At 70.7% G+C, this 17,987-nt stretch carries 15 protein-coding genes; 6 read left to right on the plus strand and 9 right to left on the minus strand.

The window, feature by feature from the left end; translation table 11 throughout:
• Positions 1-77: 77 nt before the first annotated feature.
• Positions 78-3,701 carry a DEAD/DEAH box helicase gene (locus tag BWO91_RS04955; protein ID WP_079001623.1) on the plus strand — a complete coding sequence of 1,208 codons (3,624 nt, stop codon included), beginning with the start codon at positions 78-80 and terminating at the stop codon, positions 3,699-3,701.
• Between the two features lie 63 nt (positions 3,702-3,764).
• Entirely contained in the window at positions 3,765-5,501 is a 1,737-nt protein-coding gene (locus BWO91_RS04960) for a cation:proton antiporter (RefSeq protein WP_064294303.1), read from the plus strand.
• Between the two features lie 396 nt (positions 5,502-5,897).
• Here BWO91_RS04960 and BWO91_RS04965 read toward each other — a convergent pair whose 3' ends face one another.
• From BWO91_RS04965 to BWO91_RS05005, 9 genes are all read right to left on the minus strand, one after another.
• Complete coding sequence (locus BWO91_RS04965; RefSeq protein ID WP_079001625.1) at positions 5,898-6,137, minus strand: hypothetical protein; 240 nt, start codon at positions 6,135-6,137, stop codon at positions 5,898-5,900.
• Between the two features lie 113 nt (positions 6,138-6,250).
• Positions 6,251-7,234 (minus strand): SDR family NAD(P)-dependent oxidoreductase, encoded by a 984-nt coding sequence (locus BWO91_RS04970; protein ID WP_079001627.1) that lies wholly within the window; start codon positions 7,232-7,234, stop codon positions 6,251-6,253.
• Positions 7,235-7,337: 103 nt separating this feature from the next.
• Positions 7,338-8,105 (minus strand): polyprenol monophosphomannose synthase, encoded by a 768-nt coding sequence (locus BWO91_RS04975; protein ID WP_217634971.1) that lies wholly within the window; start codon positions 8,103-8,105, stop codon positions 7,338-7,340.
• 77 nt (positions 8,106-8,182) lie between these two features.
• A complete protein-coding gene (locus tag BWO91_RS04980) occupies positions 8,183-8,854 on the minus strand; it encodes a class F sortase (RefSeq protein ID WP_079001629.1) in 672 nt (223 codons plus the stop codon).
• Positions 8,851-10,035, minus strand: coding sequence for a glycosyl hydrolase family 8 (locus BWO91_RS04985; RefSeq protein ID WP_079001630.1), 1,185 nt, complete (start codon positions 10,033-10,035; stop codon positions 8,851-8,853). The genes BWO91_RS04980 and BWO91_RS04985 overlap by 4 nt, the downstream gene beginning before the upstream one ends.
• Positions 10,036-10,037: 2 nt before the next feature.
• Complete coding sequence (locus BWO91_RS04990) at positions 10,038-10,886, minus strand: DUF4397 domain-containing protein (RefSeq protein WP_079001631.1); 849 nt, start codon at positions 10,884-10,886, stop codon at positions 10,038-10,040.
• Positions 10,887-10,966: 80 nt separating this feature from the next.
• On the minus strand, positions 10,967-12,997 hold the full coding sequence (locus BWO91_RS04995) for an ArnT family glycosyltransferase (protein ID WP_079001632.1): 2,031 nt from the start codon (positions 12,995-12,997) through the stop codon (positions 10,967-10,969).
• Entirely contained in the window at positions 12,994-14,514 is a 1,521-nt protein-coding gene (locus BWO91_RS05000) for a glycosyltransferase (protein ID WP_240555687.1), read from the minus strand. The genes BWO91_RS04995 and BWO91_RS05000 overlap by 4 nt, the downstream gene beginning before the upstream one ends.
• Positions 14,514-15,077 carry a GtrA family protein gene (locus tag BWO91_RS05005; RefSeq protein WP_240555689.1) on the minus strand — a complete coding sequence of 188 codons (564 nt, stop codon included), beginning with the start codon at positions 15,075-15,077 and terminating at the stop codon, positions 14,514-14,516. Before BWO91_RS05005 ends, BWO91_RS05000 begins: the two co-directional genes overlap by 1 nt.
• Positions 15,078-15,476: 399 nt before the next feature.
• Between BWO91_RS05005 and BWO91_RS05010 the strand changes: the two genes are divergently transcribed.
• From BWO91_RS05010 to BWO91_RS05020, 4 genes are all read left to right on the plus strand, one after another.
• A complete protein-coding gene (locus BWO91_RS05010) occupies positions 15,477-15,839 on the plus strand; it encodes a hypothetical protein (RefSeq protein ID WP_064294294.1) in 363 nt (120 codons plus the stop codon).
• Positions 15,836-16,669, plus strand: coding sequence for an SDR family NAD(P)-dependent oxidoreductase (locus tag BWO91_RS05015; RefSeq protein WP_240555691.1), 834 nt, complete (start codon positions 15,836-15,838; stop codon positions 16,667-16,669). Before BWO91_RS05010 ends, BWO91_RS05015 begins: the two co-directional genes overlap by 4 nt.
• Positions 16,670-16,740: 71 nt before the next feature.
• The gene (locus BWO91_RS19605; protein ID WP_153303389.1) at positions 16,741-16,914 is read left to right on the plus strand and encodes a hypothetical protein; all 174 of its coding nucleotides are present in this window, start codon (positions 16,741-16,743) and stop codon (positions 16,912-16,914) included.
• A gap of 58 nt (positions 16,915-16,972) precedes the next feature.
• On the plus strand, positions 16,973-17,962 hold the full coding sequence (locus tag BWO91_RS05020; RefSeq protein ID WP_079001634.1) for an SDR family oxidoreductase: 990 nt from the start codon (positions 16,973-16,975) through the stop codon (positions 17,960-17,962).
• The last annotated feature ends 25 nt before the right edge of the window (positions 17,963-17,987 follow it).

Consider the following 17,987-nt stretch of genomic DNA (forward strand, 5'->3'; position numbering starts at 1 on the left):
TCGCAGACCCGCGCTCGCGTCAGCGCACCGCGCTGGCTCGAGGGAGGGGTGTCCGTCGTGCGTGAGACCATGGGGCGATGACTCCCGAGCCCGCACCACTGGTCGACGTGGCCGACCTCGTCCGGCTCGTCGGGCGGGTGGCGTTCGACCGCGGCCGGGTCTACGCGAGAGATGGCCGGGTCACCGCCGCCGACTGGGACCCCGACAAGCGTCGGCTCCACGGGATCGTCGAAGGCTCCACCGATGTCCCGTACGCCTGCATCATCGACCTCGGCGACGACACCGGTGGGTTCGCTCGGATCGAAGGCAGCGCGTGCTCCTGCCCGCTCCGCGGTGACTGCAAGCACATCGTCGCCACCCTGCTGCACAGCAACGCGGCCCACCTCCGGGCCGAGGGTCGCTCCGACCGGTGGGTGGCACCACAACGGCCGCCTTCCGGGAAGGAGGCGTCCTGGCGCTCCGACCGACGTTGGACCGCGCCCATCAACGACCCCGTGCTCGACGAACCGGCCGAGCACCGGCCGATGTACGCCCTCGACGAGCTCGGCGACCTCCCTGACGCCTGGCGTCCGGAGGCGGAACGACGAGCAGCGCGATGGACCCCGAGTCCGCAGATGCCGCCGGCACCGCCCAGCTGGCGGAACCGACTCGACTCCCTCGCCGGCGATGCCGGTCGTGCCACGGTGCCGACGGCCATGGGGCTGCAGTTCGAGGTCCGCGAGAGCATCCCGCGCACCGCCGAACGCTGGCGCGGGCCGACCTCCCGAACGGCCGACGGCCCGCCCGACCCCCGGCACCCCCGCCGCATCGCCGTCCGACCCGTCGTCAAGAAGGCCGGCGGCGGCTTCGTGAAGTCGACGATCTCGTGGACCTCGTTCACGCACCAGGGCCACCGGCTGTCGCTCGATCCGGCGCACCAGCAGTGGTTCACGCAGTTCCAGGCGCTCCTGCGTGCCACCCGTCCGCCGGCCGGTGCCTACGCCGGCGCCGCCGACTCGGACTGGCTCGTCCTCGACGACTTCGGCAGCCCCGTCCTCTGGCATCTGTTCGAGGAGGCGGCCCAACTCGGGATCGAACTCGTCGGTACGCGCAAAGGCACGGTCGCCCTCGGCACCACCGCCGCCATCCGGCTGGACGCCGCGCACGACGACGAGGGCGTGGTCCTCCGATCCGTCGTGACGATCGACGGTACCGACGTCGACGCGGCCACGAGCGGAGCCCTCGGCGACCACGGGCTCTACCACTACACGCTCGAACCACAGCAGGCGATCGTGCTCGCCCCGCTCGCCGAACCGCTGACGGACGAGGCCCGCGGACTGCTCGGGCCTGGCGAGCCGGTCGTCGTCCCCGAGGCCGAAGTGCCGGAGTTCCTCGAGCACTACGTCCCACGACTCCGCCGCAGCATCTCGCTGAGTTCGACGGACGGCACCGTGGCTCTGCCCGAGATCGTGCCGCCGGTCCTCGTCCTCACGGCTTCCTTCGAACCGAAGCAGACCCTGCGCCTCGCCTGGTTCTGGCAGTACGCCCCGGCGCAGCGCGTCCCGATCGGTGGCGGCACCCCGGCGCTCGCCGCAGGACGACCACTCGTGTCGACGGTGCCGCACGGTGCGCTCTCCGACAACGCAACCGACTCCGCCGCAGCGGAGGTCCTCCGCGACGAACGCGCGGAGCGGGCCATCCTCGACCGGGTCGGCGCCGCCATCGCCGCCGCGGCGGAACCGGAACGCCGGGCGCTCGCCGCGGGCTCGTTCGACGAGCTCACGACTCCGGGCGTCTGGCCGCCCCGGCCGCAGGTCCTGACGGAGTTCGACGCGGCACTCGTCACCGAGCGCACCCTCCCCGTCTTCGAATCGCTCGACGACGTCCTCGTCGAAGTGTCCGGCGACCGCCCCGAGTACCGGGAGCTCACGGGCACGCCCCACATCTCGGTCACCACGGTGGAGACGGAGCAACGCGACTGGTTCGACCTCGGGATCGTCATCCACATCGGCGAGTACAGCGTCCCCTTCGAGCCCCTCTTCAAGGCCCTCTCGAAGGGGCGCACCAAGCTGCTCATGGTCGACCACACCTACCTGTCGCTCGAGCACCCCGCCTTCGACCGCCTGCGCGAGCTACTCACCGAGGCGGCCGCGCTCAAGGAGTGGGAGACGAAGCCGAGCATCAGCCGCTATCAGGCGAGCCTCTGGGCCGACTTCGAGGACCTCGCCGACGAGACCGAGCAGGCCGTCTCCTGGCGCGAGGCTGCAGCCGGACTCAACGCGATCGAAGCGGTCCCCGACACCGCCTTGCCGTCGGGACTCCACGCAGACCTCCGGCCTTACCAGGTCGAGGGCTTCCGCTGGCTCGCATTCCTCTGGCAGCACGGACTCGGAGGCATCCTGGCCGACGACATGGGCCTCGGCAAGACGCTGCAGACCCTCGCCCTCGTCGCCCACGCGCGCGAGACCACCGGGACCACGGCACCACCGTTCCTCGTGGTCGCCCCGACGTCGGTCGTCTCCAACTGGGTCGCCGAGGCCACGCGCTTCGTGCCCGACCTCGTCGTCCGCAGCATCACAGCCACGCAGGCGAAGGGGAGCGCGTCGATCGCGGACCTCGCGGCGGGCGCCGACATCGTGGTCACGAGCTATGCGCTGTTCCGGCTCGACGCAGCGGCGTACCAGGCGGTCGACTGGTCGGGGCTCATCCTCGACGAGGCGCAGTTCGTGAAGAACCACCGCGCCAAGCTGCACGAGTGCGCGGTCGACCTCAGAGCACCGTTCAAGCTCGCGATCACCGGCACGCCCATCGAGAACACGCTCATGGAGCTGTGGTCGCTGCTGTCGATCGTCGCGCCGGGCCTGTTCGCGTCGGCGCCGCGCTTCACCGAGCACTACGTCAAGCCGATCGGCAAGGGTCTCGACTCGAGTCGGCTGCAGACCCTGCGCCGACGCATCCGTCCGCTGCTCATGCGACGCACCAAGGAGATGGTCGCGCCCGAACTGCCGCCGAAGCAGGAGCAGGTGCTGCGGATCGAACTCGCGCCGGCCCACCGCAAGCTCTACGACCTCGTCCTCCAGCGCGAACGACAGAAGCTCCTCGGACTCGTCGACGACCTCGACCGCAACCGGTTCATCGTGTTCCGCTCGCTCACCCTCCTCCGCATGCTCAGCCTCGACGCGAGTCTCATCGACGCCGAGGAGCACGCGGGCATCCCCTCGAGCAAACTCGACGCACTCCTCGAGCAGCTCGACGACGTCGTCGCCGAGGGCCACCGGGCGCTCATCTTCAGCCAGTTCACGAGCTTCCTCGGCACCGCTGCGCGTCGGCTCGAGGAGCAGGGCATCGCGTACGAGTACCTCGACGGGTCGACCCGTCGTCGGGGTGAGGTCATCGACCGCTTCCGCACCGGCGACGCCCCCGTGTTCCTCATCAGCTTGAAGGCCGGCGGGTTCGGCCTCAACCTGACCGAAGCGGACTACGTCTTCCTGCTCGACCCGTGGTGGAACCCGGCCGCAGAGGCGCAGGCCATCGACCGCACGCACCGCATCGGCCAGACCGAGAACGTCATGGTCTACCGGCTGGTCGCCGCCGACACGATCGAGGAGAAGGTGATGGCGCTGCAGGCGAAGAAGTCCGAGCTCTTCGCCGCGGTCCTCGACGACGACGCGGTGTTCAGTCAGGCCCTCACCGCGGAGGACATCCGGGGCCTGCTCGAATAGTCTCCCGGCACCCACGACAGCCGTCGGGGTGTGGCCGGCCGAGCGACCGATAGCCTGATCGCTATGGAACTCGGGGTGTATGCGGTCGTCGGCATCGCGGTGATCGTGGCCGTCGCGGCCTTCTCCCGCAAGCTCGGTGTCGCCGCGCCGATCATCCTCGTGATCGTCGGTGTCGGGCTCTCGTACCTCCCGGGCGTCCCGGAGATCGAGGTCGAACCGGAACTCGTGCTCGACGTCGTCCTGCCGCCGATCCTCTACGCCGCGGCGATCAGCGTTCCGATCATGGACTTCCGCCGCAACCTCGCCACCATCACGAGCCTGTCCGTCGTGCTCGTCATCGTCACCGCCTTCGGTGCCGGCTTCCTCCTCTTCAGCCTCCTGCCGGACCTCAACCTGGCCGCCGCCATCGCCCTCGGCGCGATCATCAGCCCGCCCGACGCGGTCGCGGCGACGTCCATCGGACGCCGTCTCGGCCTCCCGCCCCGCCTCCTGACGGTGCTCGAGGGTGAGGGGCTCGTGAACGACGCGACCGCGCTCGTGCTCCTCCGATCGGCGAGCGCTGCGGCGGCCGGCGGCATGCTCACGCCGTGGGCGACGGTCGGCGACTTCGTCTACGCGGTCGTCCTGGCGATCGTCGTCGGCTTCATCGCCGGGTACGTCACCGTCTGGTTGCGCTCGAAGCTCAACGACTCCGTCCTCGACACCGCGATCTCCATCGCCGTCCCGTTCGTGGCGTTCATGCCGACCGAGGCGCTCGGCGGGTCCGGCGTGCTGGCCGTCGTCATCGCCGGCCTGTACACGGGGCACGCGAGTTCGGCCGCGTTCTCGGCGCAGGCGCGGATCAGCGACCGCATCAACTGGCGGACCATCCAGTTCCTGCTCGAGAACGCCGTGTTCCTCCTCATCGGCCTCGAGATCCGCACCCTCATCGGCGCTGTCGACGCCGAGATCCTGTCGGTCGAGGAGTCCATCGGGATCGGTCTCGTCGCGACGGCCGCGCTCATCGCGCTGCGGTTCCTGTGGGTGGGCCCGCTGGTGCTCGGGCTCCGTGCACGAGAACGCTGGGCGGAACGCCAGACCCTGCAACGGTGGCTGTCGATGGGGTACTCGGAACGGTTCCCGAGACAGAACCGCCGATGGCACCGGCGGCGGCGGCGGGAGCGCGCCTACGAGCGGCAGCGCGCCGACCTCGAGCAGTTGCGGTTGGAGCAGATCGACTGGCGAGGTGGCGTCATCCTCAGCTGGTCGGGCATGCGTGGCGTCGTGACGCTCGCCGCCGCACAGTCACTGCCGCAGAGCACCCCGTACCGCGAGCAACTCGTCCTCATCGCCTTCACGGTGGCCGTCGTGACGCTCGTCGTCCAGGGCGGCACGTTGCCGTGGCTCATCCGGCTGCTCAAGGTGCAGGGGATCGACGAGTCCGAGGACCGCCGCCAGCTCGCGACCCTCCTCGACGAGATCAGCTACGCGGGCATCAGCGTGCTGGAGGATCCGGCCTCGGCGGTCGGCATCGAGGAGGAGATCGACCCCGATCTGCTCGAACGCGTCAGACAGTCCACGTTCCTGCGGGCGGAAGCCGCCTGGGAACGCTCGCGCGAGTCGGTCTCGCCGAGTGAGACGCACGCAGAGACACCGCACCGGCTCTACCGCCAGCTCCGCCTCGCCGTCGTGCAGGCCGAACGCGAGCGGCTCCTCGACGCCCGGGCGCGCGGCGCGTACCCGTCGCGCATCCTCGCCGAGGCGCAGACGATGCTCGACATCGAGGAGACGCGCCTGCGTCCGCCTCGCGCCGACCACTAGAGCTGGGCGACCTTACTCAGGAGTCCTCCGGTACGCCGCCCGGGAAACGGATCGACGCGCCGGCGAACTCCTGAGAAAGGGTCGGTGGGGTCAGGAACTCGGGCCGGGGTTGGTGATGTTGGCGACGCGCTCCGCCTCGCGCTCGGCCGTTGAGGCTGCTTGACCGTTTTCAGGAGTCCTCCGGCGCGCCGCCCGGGGAACGGATCGACGCGCCGACGAACTCCTGAGAAAGGGTTGGTGGGGTCAGGAACTCGGGCCGGGGTTGGTGATGTTGGCGACGCGCTCCGCCTCGCGCTCGGCCGTTGAGGCTGCTTGACCGTTCTCAGGAGTCCTCCGGTGCGCCGCCCGGGAAACGGATCGACGCGCCGGCGAACTCCTGAGAAAGGGTCGGTGGGGTCAGGAACTCGGGCCGGGGTTGGTGATGTTGGCGACGCGCTCCGCCTCGCGCTCGGCCGCAGCGTCGCGTTCGGTCTCCGAACCGGGGTTCGTGATGTCGGCCTCGCCGCTCGCCGCCGGGTCGTCCTCGGTGACGTGCGGGCCGGGGTTCGTCGTGGACGCCACGCGCTCGGCCGCCGCGTCGTCGACGGCCTCGTCGTGCGGGCCCGGGTTGTTGATGTCGGCGTTCTGGTCACTCATGAGGTGCTCCTTCCGAGATCCGCCTGGGCGGTCTCCGTCTCGCGCATCGTCGCGCTGATCCGCTCTCACGGTAGGTCCGTGGGCGGGTGGCTGCAAGGGGTGGCGCCGGCCGATCAGTCGCGAGCGGCGAAGGCGTCGACCCCGGTGAGTTCGGCTGAGAGCGCCCAGAGTCGGGCCGCCTCCTCCGGATCGGTCGCATGGTCGGCGACGCCGGAGGCCGGGGAGACCGCGGTCTCCGCCGGGCCGGCGATGTCGCAGTCCTCGCAGAACACCCCGCCGAGGCCGTCGAGCGACGGCGAGGTCGCGGCCCACACCTCGGTTGCGGCGCCCTGCTCGGGCGACTTGAAGCCCGAGACGAGGAGGTTGCCGTCGGCGTCGACCCAGCCGAGCGCCATCATCTCCTCGCGCGGCAGGTGCCGCTGCAGCGGCGTGAGGATGCCGCCGGGGTGGACGGAGAACGCGCGGACACCTTCCTCGGCACCGAGCGTGTCGAGCTGGAAGGCGAAGAGCGCGTTGGCGGTCTTCGCCTGCCCGTACGCCTCCCACTTGTCGTAGCCGTGCTCGAACTGGACGTCGTCCCAGCGGATCCCGGAGCGCTTGTGGCCGCTGGAGGACAACGCGGCGACCCGCGATGACCCGCCCTTGACGATGGCGGGCCAGAGGCGGTTGACGAGGGCGAAGTGGCCGAGGTGGTTGGTCGCGAACTGGAGTTCCCAGCCGGGACCGACGCGCGTCTCGGGAGCCGCCATGACGCCGGCGTTCGTGATGACGAGGTCGAGGCCCCGGCCCGTGGCGAGGAAGCGGTCGGCGAACGCCTCGACGCTCGCGAGGTCCGCCAGGTCGAGTTCGTCGACCTCCACACCGTCGATGCCGGCGAGCTCCTCGCGAGCGGTCTCCGGGCGCCGCGCGGGGACGATGACCTGGGCACCCGCGCCGACCAGGGCACGGACGGCCTCGCGGCCGATACCGGAGTAGCCGCCGGTGACGATGGCGAGCTTGCCGGTGAGGTCGATGCCCTCGAGCACCTCCGCCGCGGTGCTCGAGTGGCCGAAGCCGGAACCGATGGGGTGCTGCGGGGTGCGCGTGCGATTGGTCATGCCCTCACGCTACGACTCCGGGGAGGGCGGCGGAACCGGAAGGACCTGGGAAGATGTGCAGCCGTCGTCGGCCCGTGGTCGTGGCCGCCCGCACCACCTGGTCTCAGCGGGTGGACAGCACGCGCACGGATGGGAGCGGGTGGCCGTGCAGCAGTGCGCGGACCTCCTGGAGGCGACGACGCACGCCCCACATCGTGACCTTCTTGAGCGACTCGGAGACGATGCCGCCGCTCATCTTCGACTCGCCCGACACCCGCTCGGTGAAGACGATGGGCGTCTCCACGACCCGGAGCCCGCGCTGCAGCGCACGCCAGAGGAGGTCGACCTGGAAGCAGTACCCCTGTGACGCGACGTCGGCGAGGTCGATGCGGCGCAGGGCCTCGCTGCGGAACGCGCGGAACCCGCCGGTCGCGTCGGCGACACCGATCCCGAGGGCGAGTCGCGTGTAGAGGTTGCCGCCGCGACTCAGCGCGAGCCGGTGGGCGGGCCAGTTCTCGACGACGCCACCCGGGACCCAGCGTGAGCCGAGCGCGAGGTCGTGATCGTCGAGGAGCGCGATGAGGCGGGGCAGGTCCTCGGGGTGGTGGGATCCGTCCGCGTCCATCTCGACGACGACCTCGTACCCCCGGGCGAGCGCCCAGGCGAAGCCCGCGAGGTACGCGCCGCCGAGCCCGTCCTTCACGGCCCGGTGGAACACGTGCACCTCCGGGTGCTGCGCGGCGAGCTGTTCGGCGAGGAACCCGGTGCCGTCGGGGGAGGAGTCGTCCACGACGAGGATGTCGACCCCCGGGACGGCGAGCGTGCGGTTCACGATCGGCTGCAGGTTGTCGAGTTCGTTGTAGGTGGGGATGACGACGAGTGAGCGGTTCACGTCGGTTCCTTTCGGGTCGGTGGGAATGGTTCGGAGCGGGGCCGCGCCGCGACGGGCGCGCGGAGCAGGGAGCGGCGCTACGGGGTCGTGCCGACGAGCGACGCGAAGACGACGTAGTTGTTCGCGTAGGTGTTCGCGGCGTCGTCGAAGGGGCCGTTGCAGGTGATGAGCCGGAGCTGCGCGTCGGGCGTCGGCCCGTAGACCTCCTCGGTGGGGAAGGTCTTCTTCTCGACGTCGATGGCGCGGTCCACGGCGTACGTGGCGGTCGAGCCGTCGGACATCGTGACCGTCACCTGGTCGCCCGCCACGAGCTGCTTGAGGTGGACGAACACCGCCTCGCGGAGGGTCGTGTCGAGGTGACCGGCGATGACCGCGGGCCCCACCTGGCCGGGCATGACGCCGGCGCGGTACCACCCGGCGTCCTCCCACTCGGCGGGTGGCAGGAGGACACCCGACGCATCGCGTTCGAGCGGTTCGACCGCCGCGTCGACCCCGATGGACGGGATCTGCACCCGGCTCACGCTCAGCGCGCTGACATCGGCCGCCGGCGCCTGGGCGACCGGGTCCTGCTTCGCGCCGGCGGCGCCACGGTCGGCCGCCTCCGAGGAGGTGATGGGGCCGTCGGCGGCGTTCGGCGAGGTCGGCTTCTGCCCGGCGTGCGTCGTGGCGCAGCCCGAGAGGGCGAGCGCCGTGAGGAGCGCTCCGGCGGCGGCGAGCGTGCCGATCCGACGGCGCTGTGCGCGGATCATGAGGTGGCTCCTTCGGTGAGCGGTGGACACCCGTCCAGCTCACCGGTCGTGAGCATCATCGGTGCGAGGGCTGCCCAGGCGGCGCCGAAGTAGCTCGGCACCTCCTGCGCGAGTTCGTCGGCGGCCCGGAGGTCGTCCGCCGACTCCGGCAGGTTGCCCACGGCGGCGCGCGCGGCCGCTCGGGCCTGGAGGGCGAGCGGGTGCACGTCCGAGGTCAGCGGTGATCCGCCGAGATCGGTCTCCGCACGCGGCTCCTTCGAGCGCGCGAGGGTCGAGGCGAGGCGGGCGGCCGTCGCCCGGTCGGCGGTGTCGCATGACTCGGCGTAGCGGATCGGGAGCCGGGCCGCGTCGTAGCCGTAGCGGACGCTCTGCCCGGTCCCTGCCGCACCCGGCATGGCGTCGACGGTGCCGTCGGCGTGCACCTGGGCCCAGTCGGGCGGGAGCGGGCTCTCGTCGAGCAGGGTGGTCGTGACCGCCGCGGAACCCGCCTGCAGTTCGGCCCACCGCGGGTCACCGGTCGCCGCACCCAGCACCGAGAAGGCGACGGGGGAGGCGTAGGACGGGTTGTACGCGTAGGGCTCGGTCGCAGCGGCCCAGACACCGGGCAGCAGGATCCGGCCCGCGGCGGTCTCGGCGGTCATGCGGTCCGCGATCACACCGGCGAGCGTGACCCCGGCCTCGGTGAACCGCGGCTCGTCGAACCGGGTGCCGGCGACGACGAGCGCGCGGGCGGCGTCGAGGTCCGCATCGCTGGCGGGTTCGTCGTCGACGACCTCGCCATCGCGCCACTGCCAGGCGAGCAGCCCGTCGGGCCGCTGCAGGTGCTGCTCGGTCCAATCCCAGATCTCGGTGAAGGACTGCTCGTCCCCGACCCCGGCCGCGACGAGCAGTCCGTAGGCCTGCCCCTCGCTGACCGTGTCGTCACCCTGGTCCCGGCGCACGACGCGGCCGTCGTCGACCCAGTCGGTAAGGAAGGCGTCGGCGGCCTCGGTGGTGGTCCGGTCCGTGACCGTCGAGGTCGGGCCAGGCTGTCCGTCGGCGTCGGTCGCGTCGGGTGACGCCGCGGTCGGGTCCTGGAGGAGGTTCGCCGGGAACCCGGTAGCCAGCGAGGCGATCACGGCGGTCGCGGTGACCGCGGCGACCGCGGTCGCGGCGACGCCGATCGTCTTCTTGGCGCTCATGGTCAGCTCACCGCCGTCCCGAGGTCGCGCACGAGCCGGGCGAGCTTCGCGTCGAGGTCGTCGAGGATGCCCCGCAGCGTCGACGACTCCTTGGCGAGTCCACCACCACCGGTCTCCACCGGACCCTCGGGGGCGTCACCGGCCGCTGAGCTGTCGAGGACGGGCATGAGGGTGACGCCGCCTGCGGCGTTGTCGAGCACGAAGAGCGTGCTCACGGTGCCGGGTGCGAGGTTCACGGAGGCTTCGGCCGCCTGCTTGCCGCCGGTCAGCTCGAGATCCCACGGGCCGGCGGGGACGCTCGCATAGTCGGTCGCCGTTCCGGTGGTGGCGCCCTTCGCGATCGGCATGCCGGTCGAGGTGCTGACGTCGACGCTCGTGACGTCGGTCGACGCCTGGATCAGCCGGATGCGCGCCGCACCCTCGGCCGGACCGGTGAGGTCGTCCTCGAACACCTTCGTCTGCAGGTCCTTGTTGGGACCGTAGGCGGCTACGGTGGCCGCCTCCCCGGCGGTGATGGTCACGTTGGTGCTGATGACCGGCTTCGTGCTGTCGGGCGACCCGGCGGGCACCATCGACACCACGTAGGTGCCGGCGGCCAGATCGGTGTAGGGGGAGACCTGGCCGTAGGCGACGTCGTCGAGTTCGAACACGGTCGCGCCGCCGGAGAGTGCCGACAGCTTGACGTCGACGGTCTTGGTGTCGGCCGAGAGGTGGCCGACGCGGATCCAGCCGGAGCCTGAGGCCTCGGTGGTGGCGGCGCTCGCGGCGGTGGTGCCGAAGCCGATGAGCGCTGCCGTCGCGACGGCGGCGAGGCCGCTGAGGGCGAGTCGCCTGGTGGTGGTGGTTCGCATGGTGGAACTCCTGTTCTTCGGGTGGGTCGGGGTTTCGGGTGGCCCGGGCGTCCGGCTCGAGCCGGTGCTCGGGAAGGTGGTCAGCGGACGACGTCGGGTTCGACGACCGAGTAGGTGACCCGCACGCCGGCCGCCGTCTGCTCGACGCGGTCGGCCGCGTAGTCGCCCTGGATCGAGCGGATGGAGTCGGCCAGACGGCCGTCGCCCACCTCGGTGCCGGTGCGGAGCACCATCGTCCGACGCACGTCGCCCGTCTCGCCGTCGAGCACCGGAGTGCTCTCGAGCCTGACCGGCGTCGTGGCGAGTACCTGGCCGAGCGCCAGGAGGGCGCGGGAGTCGAGCTGGCCGTCGCTGAGGGTCTGCGCGGCCTCCGCCGAGACGCTGAGCGAGGGGTTCAGCAGGAGCTGCGCACCGAGCGCCGCCCGAGCCGCCGTGCGCCCGGCAGCCTGTTCGGCCGCCGCGTCGAGACCGTCGGCGTCGATGCGGCGGACCTCGACGGCCTGCGTCCCGGAGCCGAACGTCGCGACGAGCTCGGAGTTGTCGATCGCACCCTTCACCTCGGGGAAGGTGGTCGGGAAGGTCCGCATCGAATCGGTCGTGACGATGTAGTCGGCGTCGCGCCAGCCGTTGGGCGACTGGGCCTGGACGGCGGAGTCGGTGTCCATCTTGTAGTACCAGATGACGTTGTCACGATCGAAACCGCTCTCGACGAGGTCGACCCACATCGCGTCGTCGACGATCACGCGGGACTCCTTCGGCACATTGGTCTGGACCCACTGCTGGGCCTGCCGGACCGGCTTGTCGAGGTCGGCGAGGAGGAAGCCGCGGAGCTGGGTCGCCGTGTTGGGGACGGCGACGACGGCTGCAGCGAGCACCGCGGCGACCCAGACGGCTCCGGCCGCACGTCCGCCGAGGAGACGACGGCGCTGTGCTCCGGCCTCGACGGTCGAGCGGCGACGGAACCGGCGGATGGCGGCGCCGGTCACGCCCATGATGAGGATCGCCATGAACGGCAGCAGCATGATGACGTACGGCACCGGCAGGTAGCCGCCCGGGCGCAGCATGAACAGGCCGAGGAAGACGGTCATCGCGGCGATGACACGCAGTCGCGAGATGAAGAGCCCGGCGACGGCGGCCACCGCTCCGGCGACGAGGAATGCCGCGTCCAACTGCCACCACATGCCGAGGGTCTTCGCCGACAGGCTCTCCGGGTCGAACAGCGACCCGCTCGTGACGCGGGATCCGAGCTGGAAGAAGACGCCGCCGAGGAGGCTCACCCGGTCAGGGCCGGGGATGAGTTCGCCCTTGATGGCGGCGAAGAGCACGTAGGTGAAGCCGATGACGACGACGATGGTCGCGGCGACCGGCAGCGTGTACCGGCGGGTCTCCTTCCGAGCCGCGCGCCACATGGTCCAGGCGAGGAAGGGCAGGGCGAGCAGGAAGGTCTCCTTGCTCAGCACGGCGATGCCGAACGCGGCGGCGGAACCCGCGAAGCCGAGGAGCTGGTGCTTGCGGCTCGTCGCGAGGATGAAGGCGCCGAGGAGCCAGGGCACCGCGACGTTGTCGAGGTAGACGGTGCGGTGGAACTGCACGGCGAGCGGCGAGATCGCGAACACGAGCGCGGCGAGGGCGGCCATGGCCCGGCTGAGGTGCAGGCGGCGGGCGAGGACCCACACGAGCACGACGGCGATGAGCGTCGCGACGAGCATGGCCTCACGTGCCGCGATCACGGCGATGTCGTAGCGGTCGAACGCACCCGTCAGCCCCGTGTAGGCCGCGATCTGCAGCCAGCCGAGCGGCGGGTGGTCGTACCAGTAGGTGTAATGGGCGAGTTCGCCGAGCTTCAGCACGCTCCACGCCTGGGCGGTGTAGGTGCCCTCGTCGTCGATGCGCTGCGGGGATCCGCCCATATTCATGGCCTGTACGACGGCGGCGATGGCAAGCACGGGCAGGAGGAAGGCCAGGGTGCGACCGTGGCGCGAGAGCCAGCGGCGCACGACGCCGGGGCCTCGCTTCGTCGGTGGCCCGGAGGCGAGCCAGCTGAGGCGGTCGCTCTCCAGGTGGAGCTCTGGTCGGCCTGGGGCGGCCGGGCGTTCGAGGATGCCGGTCATCGGGTTGCTCCGTTCTGGAGGACGAGCTCGGGCGCGCGGTCGGGCAGGTCGACGGAGACGGGTGCGGCCTCGGTGGCATCGGCGACCTCCTCGCTGCGATGGGCGCCGGTGTGCTCCGTCTTCTCCCAGGAGTGGTCGCCCTTCCACTCGCGGAAGACGGAGCGGACGGCGGCCAGGCCGAGGAAGATCTGGTACGGGAAGGTGCCGAGGATCAGCCGGGCGTAGTCACGGAGGCGGACCTTCTGGCCGTAGAGGCGACCGAACTCACCGAGCCCGGAGGCTTCCACCGCGAGGGTGACGATCGTCGGCGCGAGCGGGATGAAGGTGAGGAGGGCGATCGGCGCGGGCACCTTCGCGAACAACACCAGCAGGACGGAGACGGGGATGAGGAGGCCGGTCGCCGCCTGGAGGAACGGCATCGACAGCAGGTAGCGGGCGAACATGCGCTGACGGAACGTCGGCAGCTTGCGCCACTCGCCCTTCTTCAGGACCTGCAGAAACCCCTGGTTCCAGCGTGTGCGCTGCTTGTAGAGCGACTGCAGGGTGCCTGGGGTCTCCTCGCGGGTGACGACCTCGGGGCTGTAGGCCACGACGACCGTTGCACCGGCGCTCGAGAGTCGGACGCCGAGCTCGCAGTCCTCGGCGAGGCAGCCGTCGTCCCAGCCCTCCGACCAGTCGAGCCAGGTCTTCTTCACGAACACCGTGTTGCCGCCGAGCGGGATGAAGCGGGAGTTCGCGTGGAAGTGCAGGCGCGACCGGAACCAGAAGTAGTACTCGAGCACGTTCCGGAGCGACCACCAGCTGGACTGGAAGTTCATGAGCTGCACGCCGCCCTGGACGACGTCGGCGCCGCTCTCCGAGAAGCGCGAGTCCACGAGCGTGAGCAGGCGCGGATGCACCTCGTCCTCGGCGTCGAACACGCCCACGACGTCGCCCCGGGCGATCTGCAGCGCCCGGTTGAGGGCCTTGGGCTTGTTCTTCGGCACGCTGTCGTCGACGACCACTGTGATGAGGTCGGGGTGCCGTGCGGCGGCCTCGCGGACGACGCGCTCGGTCCCCGGGTCATCGTGGCCCACGATCGCGATGATCTCGAAGTCGGGGTGGTCCTGTTCGGCGAGGCGGTCGAGGGTCTGACCCATGACCTCCTCCTCATGCCGACCGGGGACGAGCAGGGTGAAGGAGTGCTCGGCGGGCAGCGGGACCGCGGCGAACCCGGTGTTCTTCAGGTGGCCGGTCGACCGCCAGGCGTGGAGCATCCAGTAGAGCGTGGTGACGGCGATGATCGTCAGCGCGGCGGCGAACAGCAGCATGGTGCCGTAGCCGAGCCATTCGCCGATGCTCCAGGAGCCGGGGTCGGCCGCCGTCATCGGGTCCACCAGGGTGCCGCGGTTCGGCAGCGGTTCCGTGGGTGCCGCGGGTTGGGGGGTCAGCAGGGGAGCGGGCTCGTCCGCGGATGCGAACGGTCGGGAGGGGATGAGCGCGAGCGCTTCGAGCAGCGGTGCGAGTGCGGGTGCCATCAGGACAGGCCTCCAGAGGTCGGCAGTGCGTGGGTCGGTGCGGATCGACGAGTGGTCGTGGTGCGCGGTGCGGCGGCGGGTGCCGGCGCGGCCGGGCTCGAAAGGGAGGTTTCCTGCGACGTCGTGCTTCGACGGCGACTGGTCGCCGAATCGGCGGGTCGGAAGACGACGAACCGATAGGCGAGGAAGCGGAACACCATGCCGAGGACGAGTCCGACGCCGTTGCCCGCGATGTTGTCGGCGAGCGGGGTGGTGTAGCCGAGGACGTAGTGCGAGACGAACAGACAGCCCGCGGCGATCCCGAGGCCGAGGACGTTCATGAGCGCGAAGAGGGCGCCCTCCTTCCACACCGCGCGGCGGTGCTCGGTCCGGAAGGTCAGCGCCCGGTTGCCGAGCCAAGCGACGACCGTGGCGACGGCGACGGAGATCACCTTCGCTCCGATCGGCTTGTCGTCGAGCACGGTGAACCGCAGGAGGTTGTACACACCGACGTCCACGACGAACGCGGTGCCGCCGACGAGGCCGAAGGTGACCAGCTGGGAGACGAGCTTGGGCAGTCGCAACGGCTGGCGTGCACGGCGTGGACGTGTTCCCGGAGCGACGGATCGTTCGGGAAAGGACGGCTGGCTCGGGTGCACGACGGAAGATTCGGGCTTCACGGTCATGCACGCCGTTCGGGGGCAGTGGGAAGCGCGGTTTGGTCGAGGCGGCCGCAGCTCAGGGCTTTGCCAGGTTCATGAAACAGGGCCGAAATCCCTTGATTTCCCGCGGAAGTTGACGTACTCGCGAGGCCGTGGGGGACAACACCGCGGACCCCTGAACTGGGCTGCCGCCCGCCCGTCAACCGGCACGACGGCGATCCCTCGGTCGCCTACGATGGGGGCAACGCCCGGTGTGCTCGGGCGTCGCGTCGCCCTGATTCCCGGGTGCGCGAGGACGACCGGCACAGAGGGAGACATCTGGTGGGAAAGCTGATCTACGGGAGTTCATCGCGTGAGCTCGAACTCGACGACCGGATGCTCGCGCATGTGAAGTCGATCGCGGTCATGAAACTGCGGCGCAACGAGTCCTTCACGATCTCCTGGCCGCGCTCGCTCGAGACCGGTGGCGGACGCGTGACGATCTGGGTGCACCCGTCGATCTCACTGCAGTTCGAGTTCGACCAGGAGCAGCGTCCCGAGCTCAACCGCAGCTGGCTCGAGTCGATGATGCAGGACGCCAACAAGACCGGCGACCTCGCGATCGGCCGTGAGGTCCCCGACATCGACGAGCGGGCGCGCCCGACCAACGTCAGCGAACCCCGCCCCCGGAAGTCCTCCGCGTGAGCGATCGGATGATCGTCCTCACCGGTGCGAGCGACGGCATCGGCGCTGCGGCTGCGAAGGCGTTGACGGACGCGGGCGAGCAGGTCGTGGTGGTCGGGCGGTCACCGGAGAAGACGGCGGCCGTCGCGCGACGGATCGGCGCCGCATCGTTCATCTGCGACTTCGCCGAGCTGGCACAGGTTCGCCTCCTCGCCGAGCATCTCCTCGAGCAGTACCCGCGGATCGACGTCCTCGCCAACAACGCCGGCGGCATCTTCGGTGCCGATCGCCGGGTCACGACGGACGGCCATGAGCAGACGTTCCAGATCAACTACCTGGCACCCGCGCTCCTCACCCATCTCCTGCTCGACCGCCTCGTCGAGTCCGAGGCGACGGTCATCAACACCTCGAGCGTCGCCAACCGCCTGTTCGGGAAGCTCGACCTCGACGACCTCGACGCCGAACGCTCCTATTCGCCCACGCGCGCCTACGGCAACGCGAAGCTGGCGCAGATCCTCTTCACGAAGGAGCTCGACCGCCGGTACGGCCCGCGCGGCCTGTCCGCGGCGGCGTTCCACCCGGGGGTCATCTCGACGAACTTCTCCAGCTCGCCCGACGGCGCGATGCGGTTCCTCTATGCGAACCCGCTCGGGCGTCGCCTGCTGAACACCCCCGAGGAGGGCGCCGACACGCTCTTCTGGCTGGCCGAGAGTCAGCCGGGACTCGACTGGACCTCGGGCGGCTACTTCGCGAAGCGGAAGCCCGCACGCACGAACAAGCTCGCCGCCGACGTCGCCCTCGCCCGCGCGCTCTGGGAACGGACCGAGGAGATGTTCGCCGAGCACCGCTGAGCGGTCCCGCCGGTTCACCGCAGCGGCTCCCGCGTCCCCGGGTCGTGGTGACGGGAGCCTAGGCTGGTGGGATGCGATGGAACGAATGGACGACGGCGCTCGTCGTCGCCGGGGTCCTCGCCCTCGCCGCGGTGCTGATGCTCCTGATCCTCGGACCCGAGGCGCCTGTCGTGTGGGGACTCGTCTCCGGGGTGCTGCTCGCCCTCGTCGTCGGTGCCATGGCGTTCGTCAAGCGCGAGCGCTGATTGGGGCGATCCTGGGAAGGCCTGGGCGAGTCGGGCGACGGTGCGCGAGGATGGACCAATGACGACGAAGCGCATCCTGTTCATCGGCGGCAGCGGCATCATCTCCTCGGCCTCGGTCGCCAGAGCGGTGTCGCTCGGCCATGACGTCACCGTCCTGAACCGCGGCCTGTCCCACGTCCGCCCCCTCCCCGAGGAGGTCGAGCTGCTCCGCGCGGACGTGCGCGACACCGACGCGGTGACCGAGACGCTCGGCTCGCGTGAGTTCGACGTCGTGGCGCAGTTCACCGCGTTCACGCCACCGCAGGTGCAGGCGGACATCGACCGCTTCGCCGGGCGGATCGGCCAGTACGTGTTCATCAGCTCCGCATCCGCATACCAGAAGCCGCCACAGCGCCTGCCCGTGGTCGAGTCGACGCCGCTCCGGAACCCGTTCTCCCAATACGCGCGCGACAAGATCTCCTGCGAGGACGTCCTCGTCCACGCCTACCGCGGGCAGGGGTTCCCGGCGACGATCGTGCGCCCGTCGCACACCTACGACCGCACGCTCATCCCGACGATGGGCCGACGCACCGACCTCGACCGCATGCGCGCGGGCAAGCCGGTGGTCGTGCACGGCGACGGGACGACCCTCTGGACCATCACCCACACCGAGGACTTCGCGGTCGGGTTCGTCGGCCTGCTGGGTCGTCGCGACGTGCTCGGCGAGGCCTTCCACATCACGGGTGACCACGCACCGAGCTGGAACGACATCACCCGGTGGATCGCGGAGGCGGCGGGCGTGGAGGCCGACATCGTGCACGTGCCGTCCGACGTCATCGCGGAGGTCCACCCACCGCTCGGGCCGACGCTCCTCGGCGACAAGGCGTTCCCGATGGTCTTCGACAACACCCGCATCCGCAGTCTCGTCCCGGAGTTCCGGCCCACCATCCCGTTCTGGGACGGCGCGGCGGAGATGGTCGCGTTCCACGACGCGAACCCGCACTGGCAGCCGGCCGAACCGGAGCTCGACGCGGCCTTCGACCGGATGGTCGCCGCCGTCGGGCGCTGAGCCCGTCGACAAGCTCAGGGGCCGG

Source organism: Plantibacter flavus, assembly GCF_002024505.1.
Taxonomy (GTDB): Bacteria; Actinomycetota; Actinomycetes; order Actinomycetales; family Microbacteriaceae; genus Plantibacter; species Plantibacter flavus_A.

What these genes read in the sequence shown, in the direction of transcription:
- BWO91_RS05020 (WP_079001634.1), top strand. Translation starts at nt 16,973, where the DNA reads ATGACGACGAAGCGCATCCTGTTCATCGGCGGCAGCGGCATCATCTCC.
- BWO91_RS05000 (WP_240555687.1), bottom strand. Translation starts at nt 14,514, where the DNA reads ATGGCACCCGCACTCGCACCGCTGCTCGAAGCGCTCGCGCTCATCCCC.
- BWO91_RS04955 (WP_079001623.1), top strand. Translation starts at nt 78, where the DNA reads ATGACTCCCGAGCCCGCACCACTGGTCGACGTGGCCGACCTCGTCCGG.
- BWO91_RS04990 (WP_079001631.1), bottom strand. Translation starts at nt 10,886, where the DNA reads ATGCGAACCACCACCACCAGGCGACTCGCCCTCAGCGGCCTCGCCGCC.
- BWO91_RS19605 (WP_153303389.1), top strand. Translation starts at nt 16,741, where the DNA reads ATGCGATGGAACGAATGGACGACGGCGCTCGTCGTCGCCGGGGTCCTC.
- BWO91_RS04960 (WP_064294303.1), top strand. Translation starts at nt 3,765, where the DNA reads ATGGAACTCGGGGTGTATGCGGTCGTCGGCATCGCGGTGATCGTGGCC.
- BWO91_RS04985 (WP_079001630.1), bottom strand. Translation starts at nt 10,035, where the DNA reads ATGAGCGCCAAGAAGACGATCGGCGTCGCCGCGACCGCGGTCGCCGCG.
- BWO91_RS04995 (WP_079001632.1), bottom strand. Translation starts at nt 12,997, where the DNA reads ATGACCGGCATCCTCGAACGCCCGGCCGCCCCAGGCCGACCAGAGCTC.
- BWO91_RS04965 (WP_079001625.1), bottom strand. Translation starts at nt 6,137, where the DNA reads ATGAGTGACCAGAACGCCGACATCAACAACCCGGGCCCGCACGACGAG.
- BWO91_RS04970 (WP_079001627.1), bottom strand. Translation starts at nt 7,234, where the DNA reads ATGACCAATCGCACGCGCACCCCGCAGCACCCCATCGGTTCCGGCTTC.
- BWO91_RS04980 (WP_079001629.1), bottom strand. Translation starts at nt 8,854, where the DNA reads ATGATCCGCGCACAGCGCCGTCGGATCGGCACGCTCGCCGCCGCCGGA.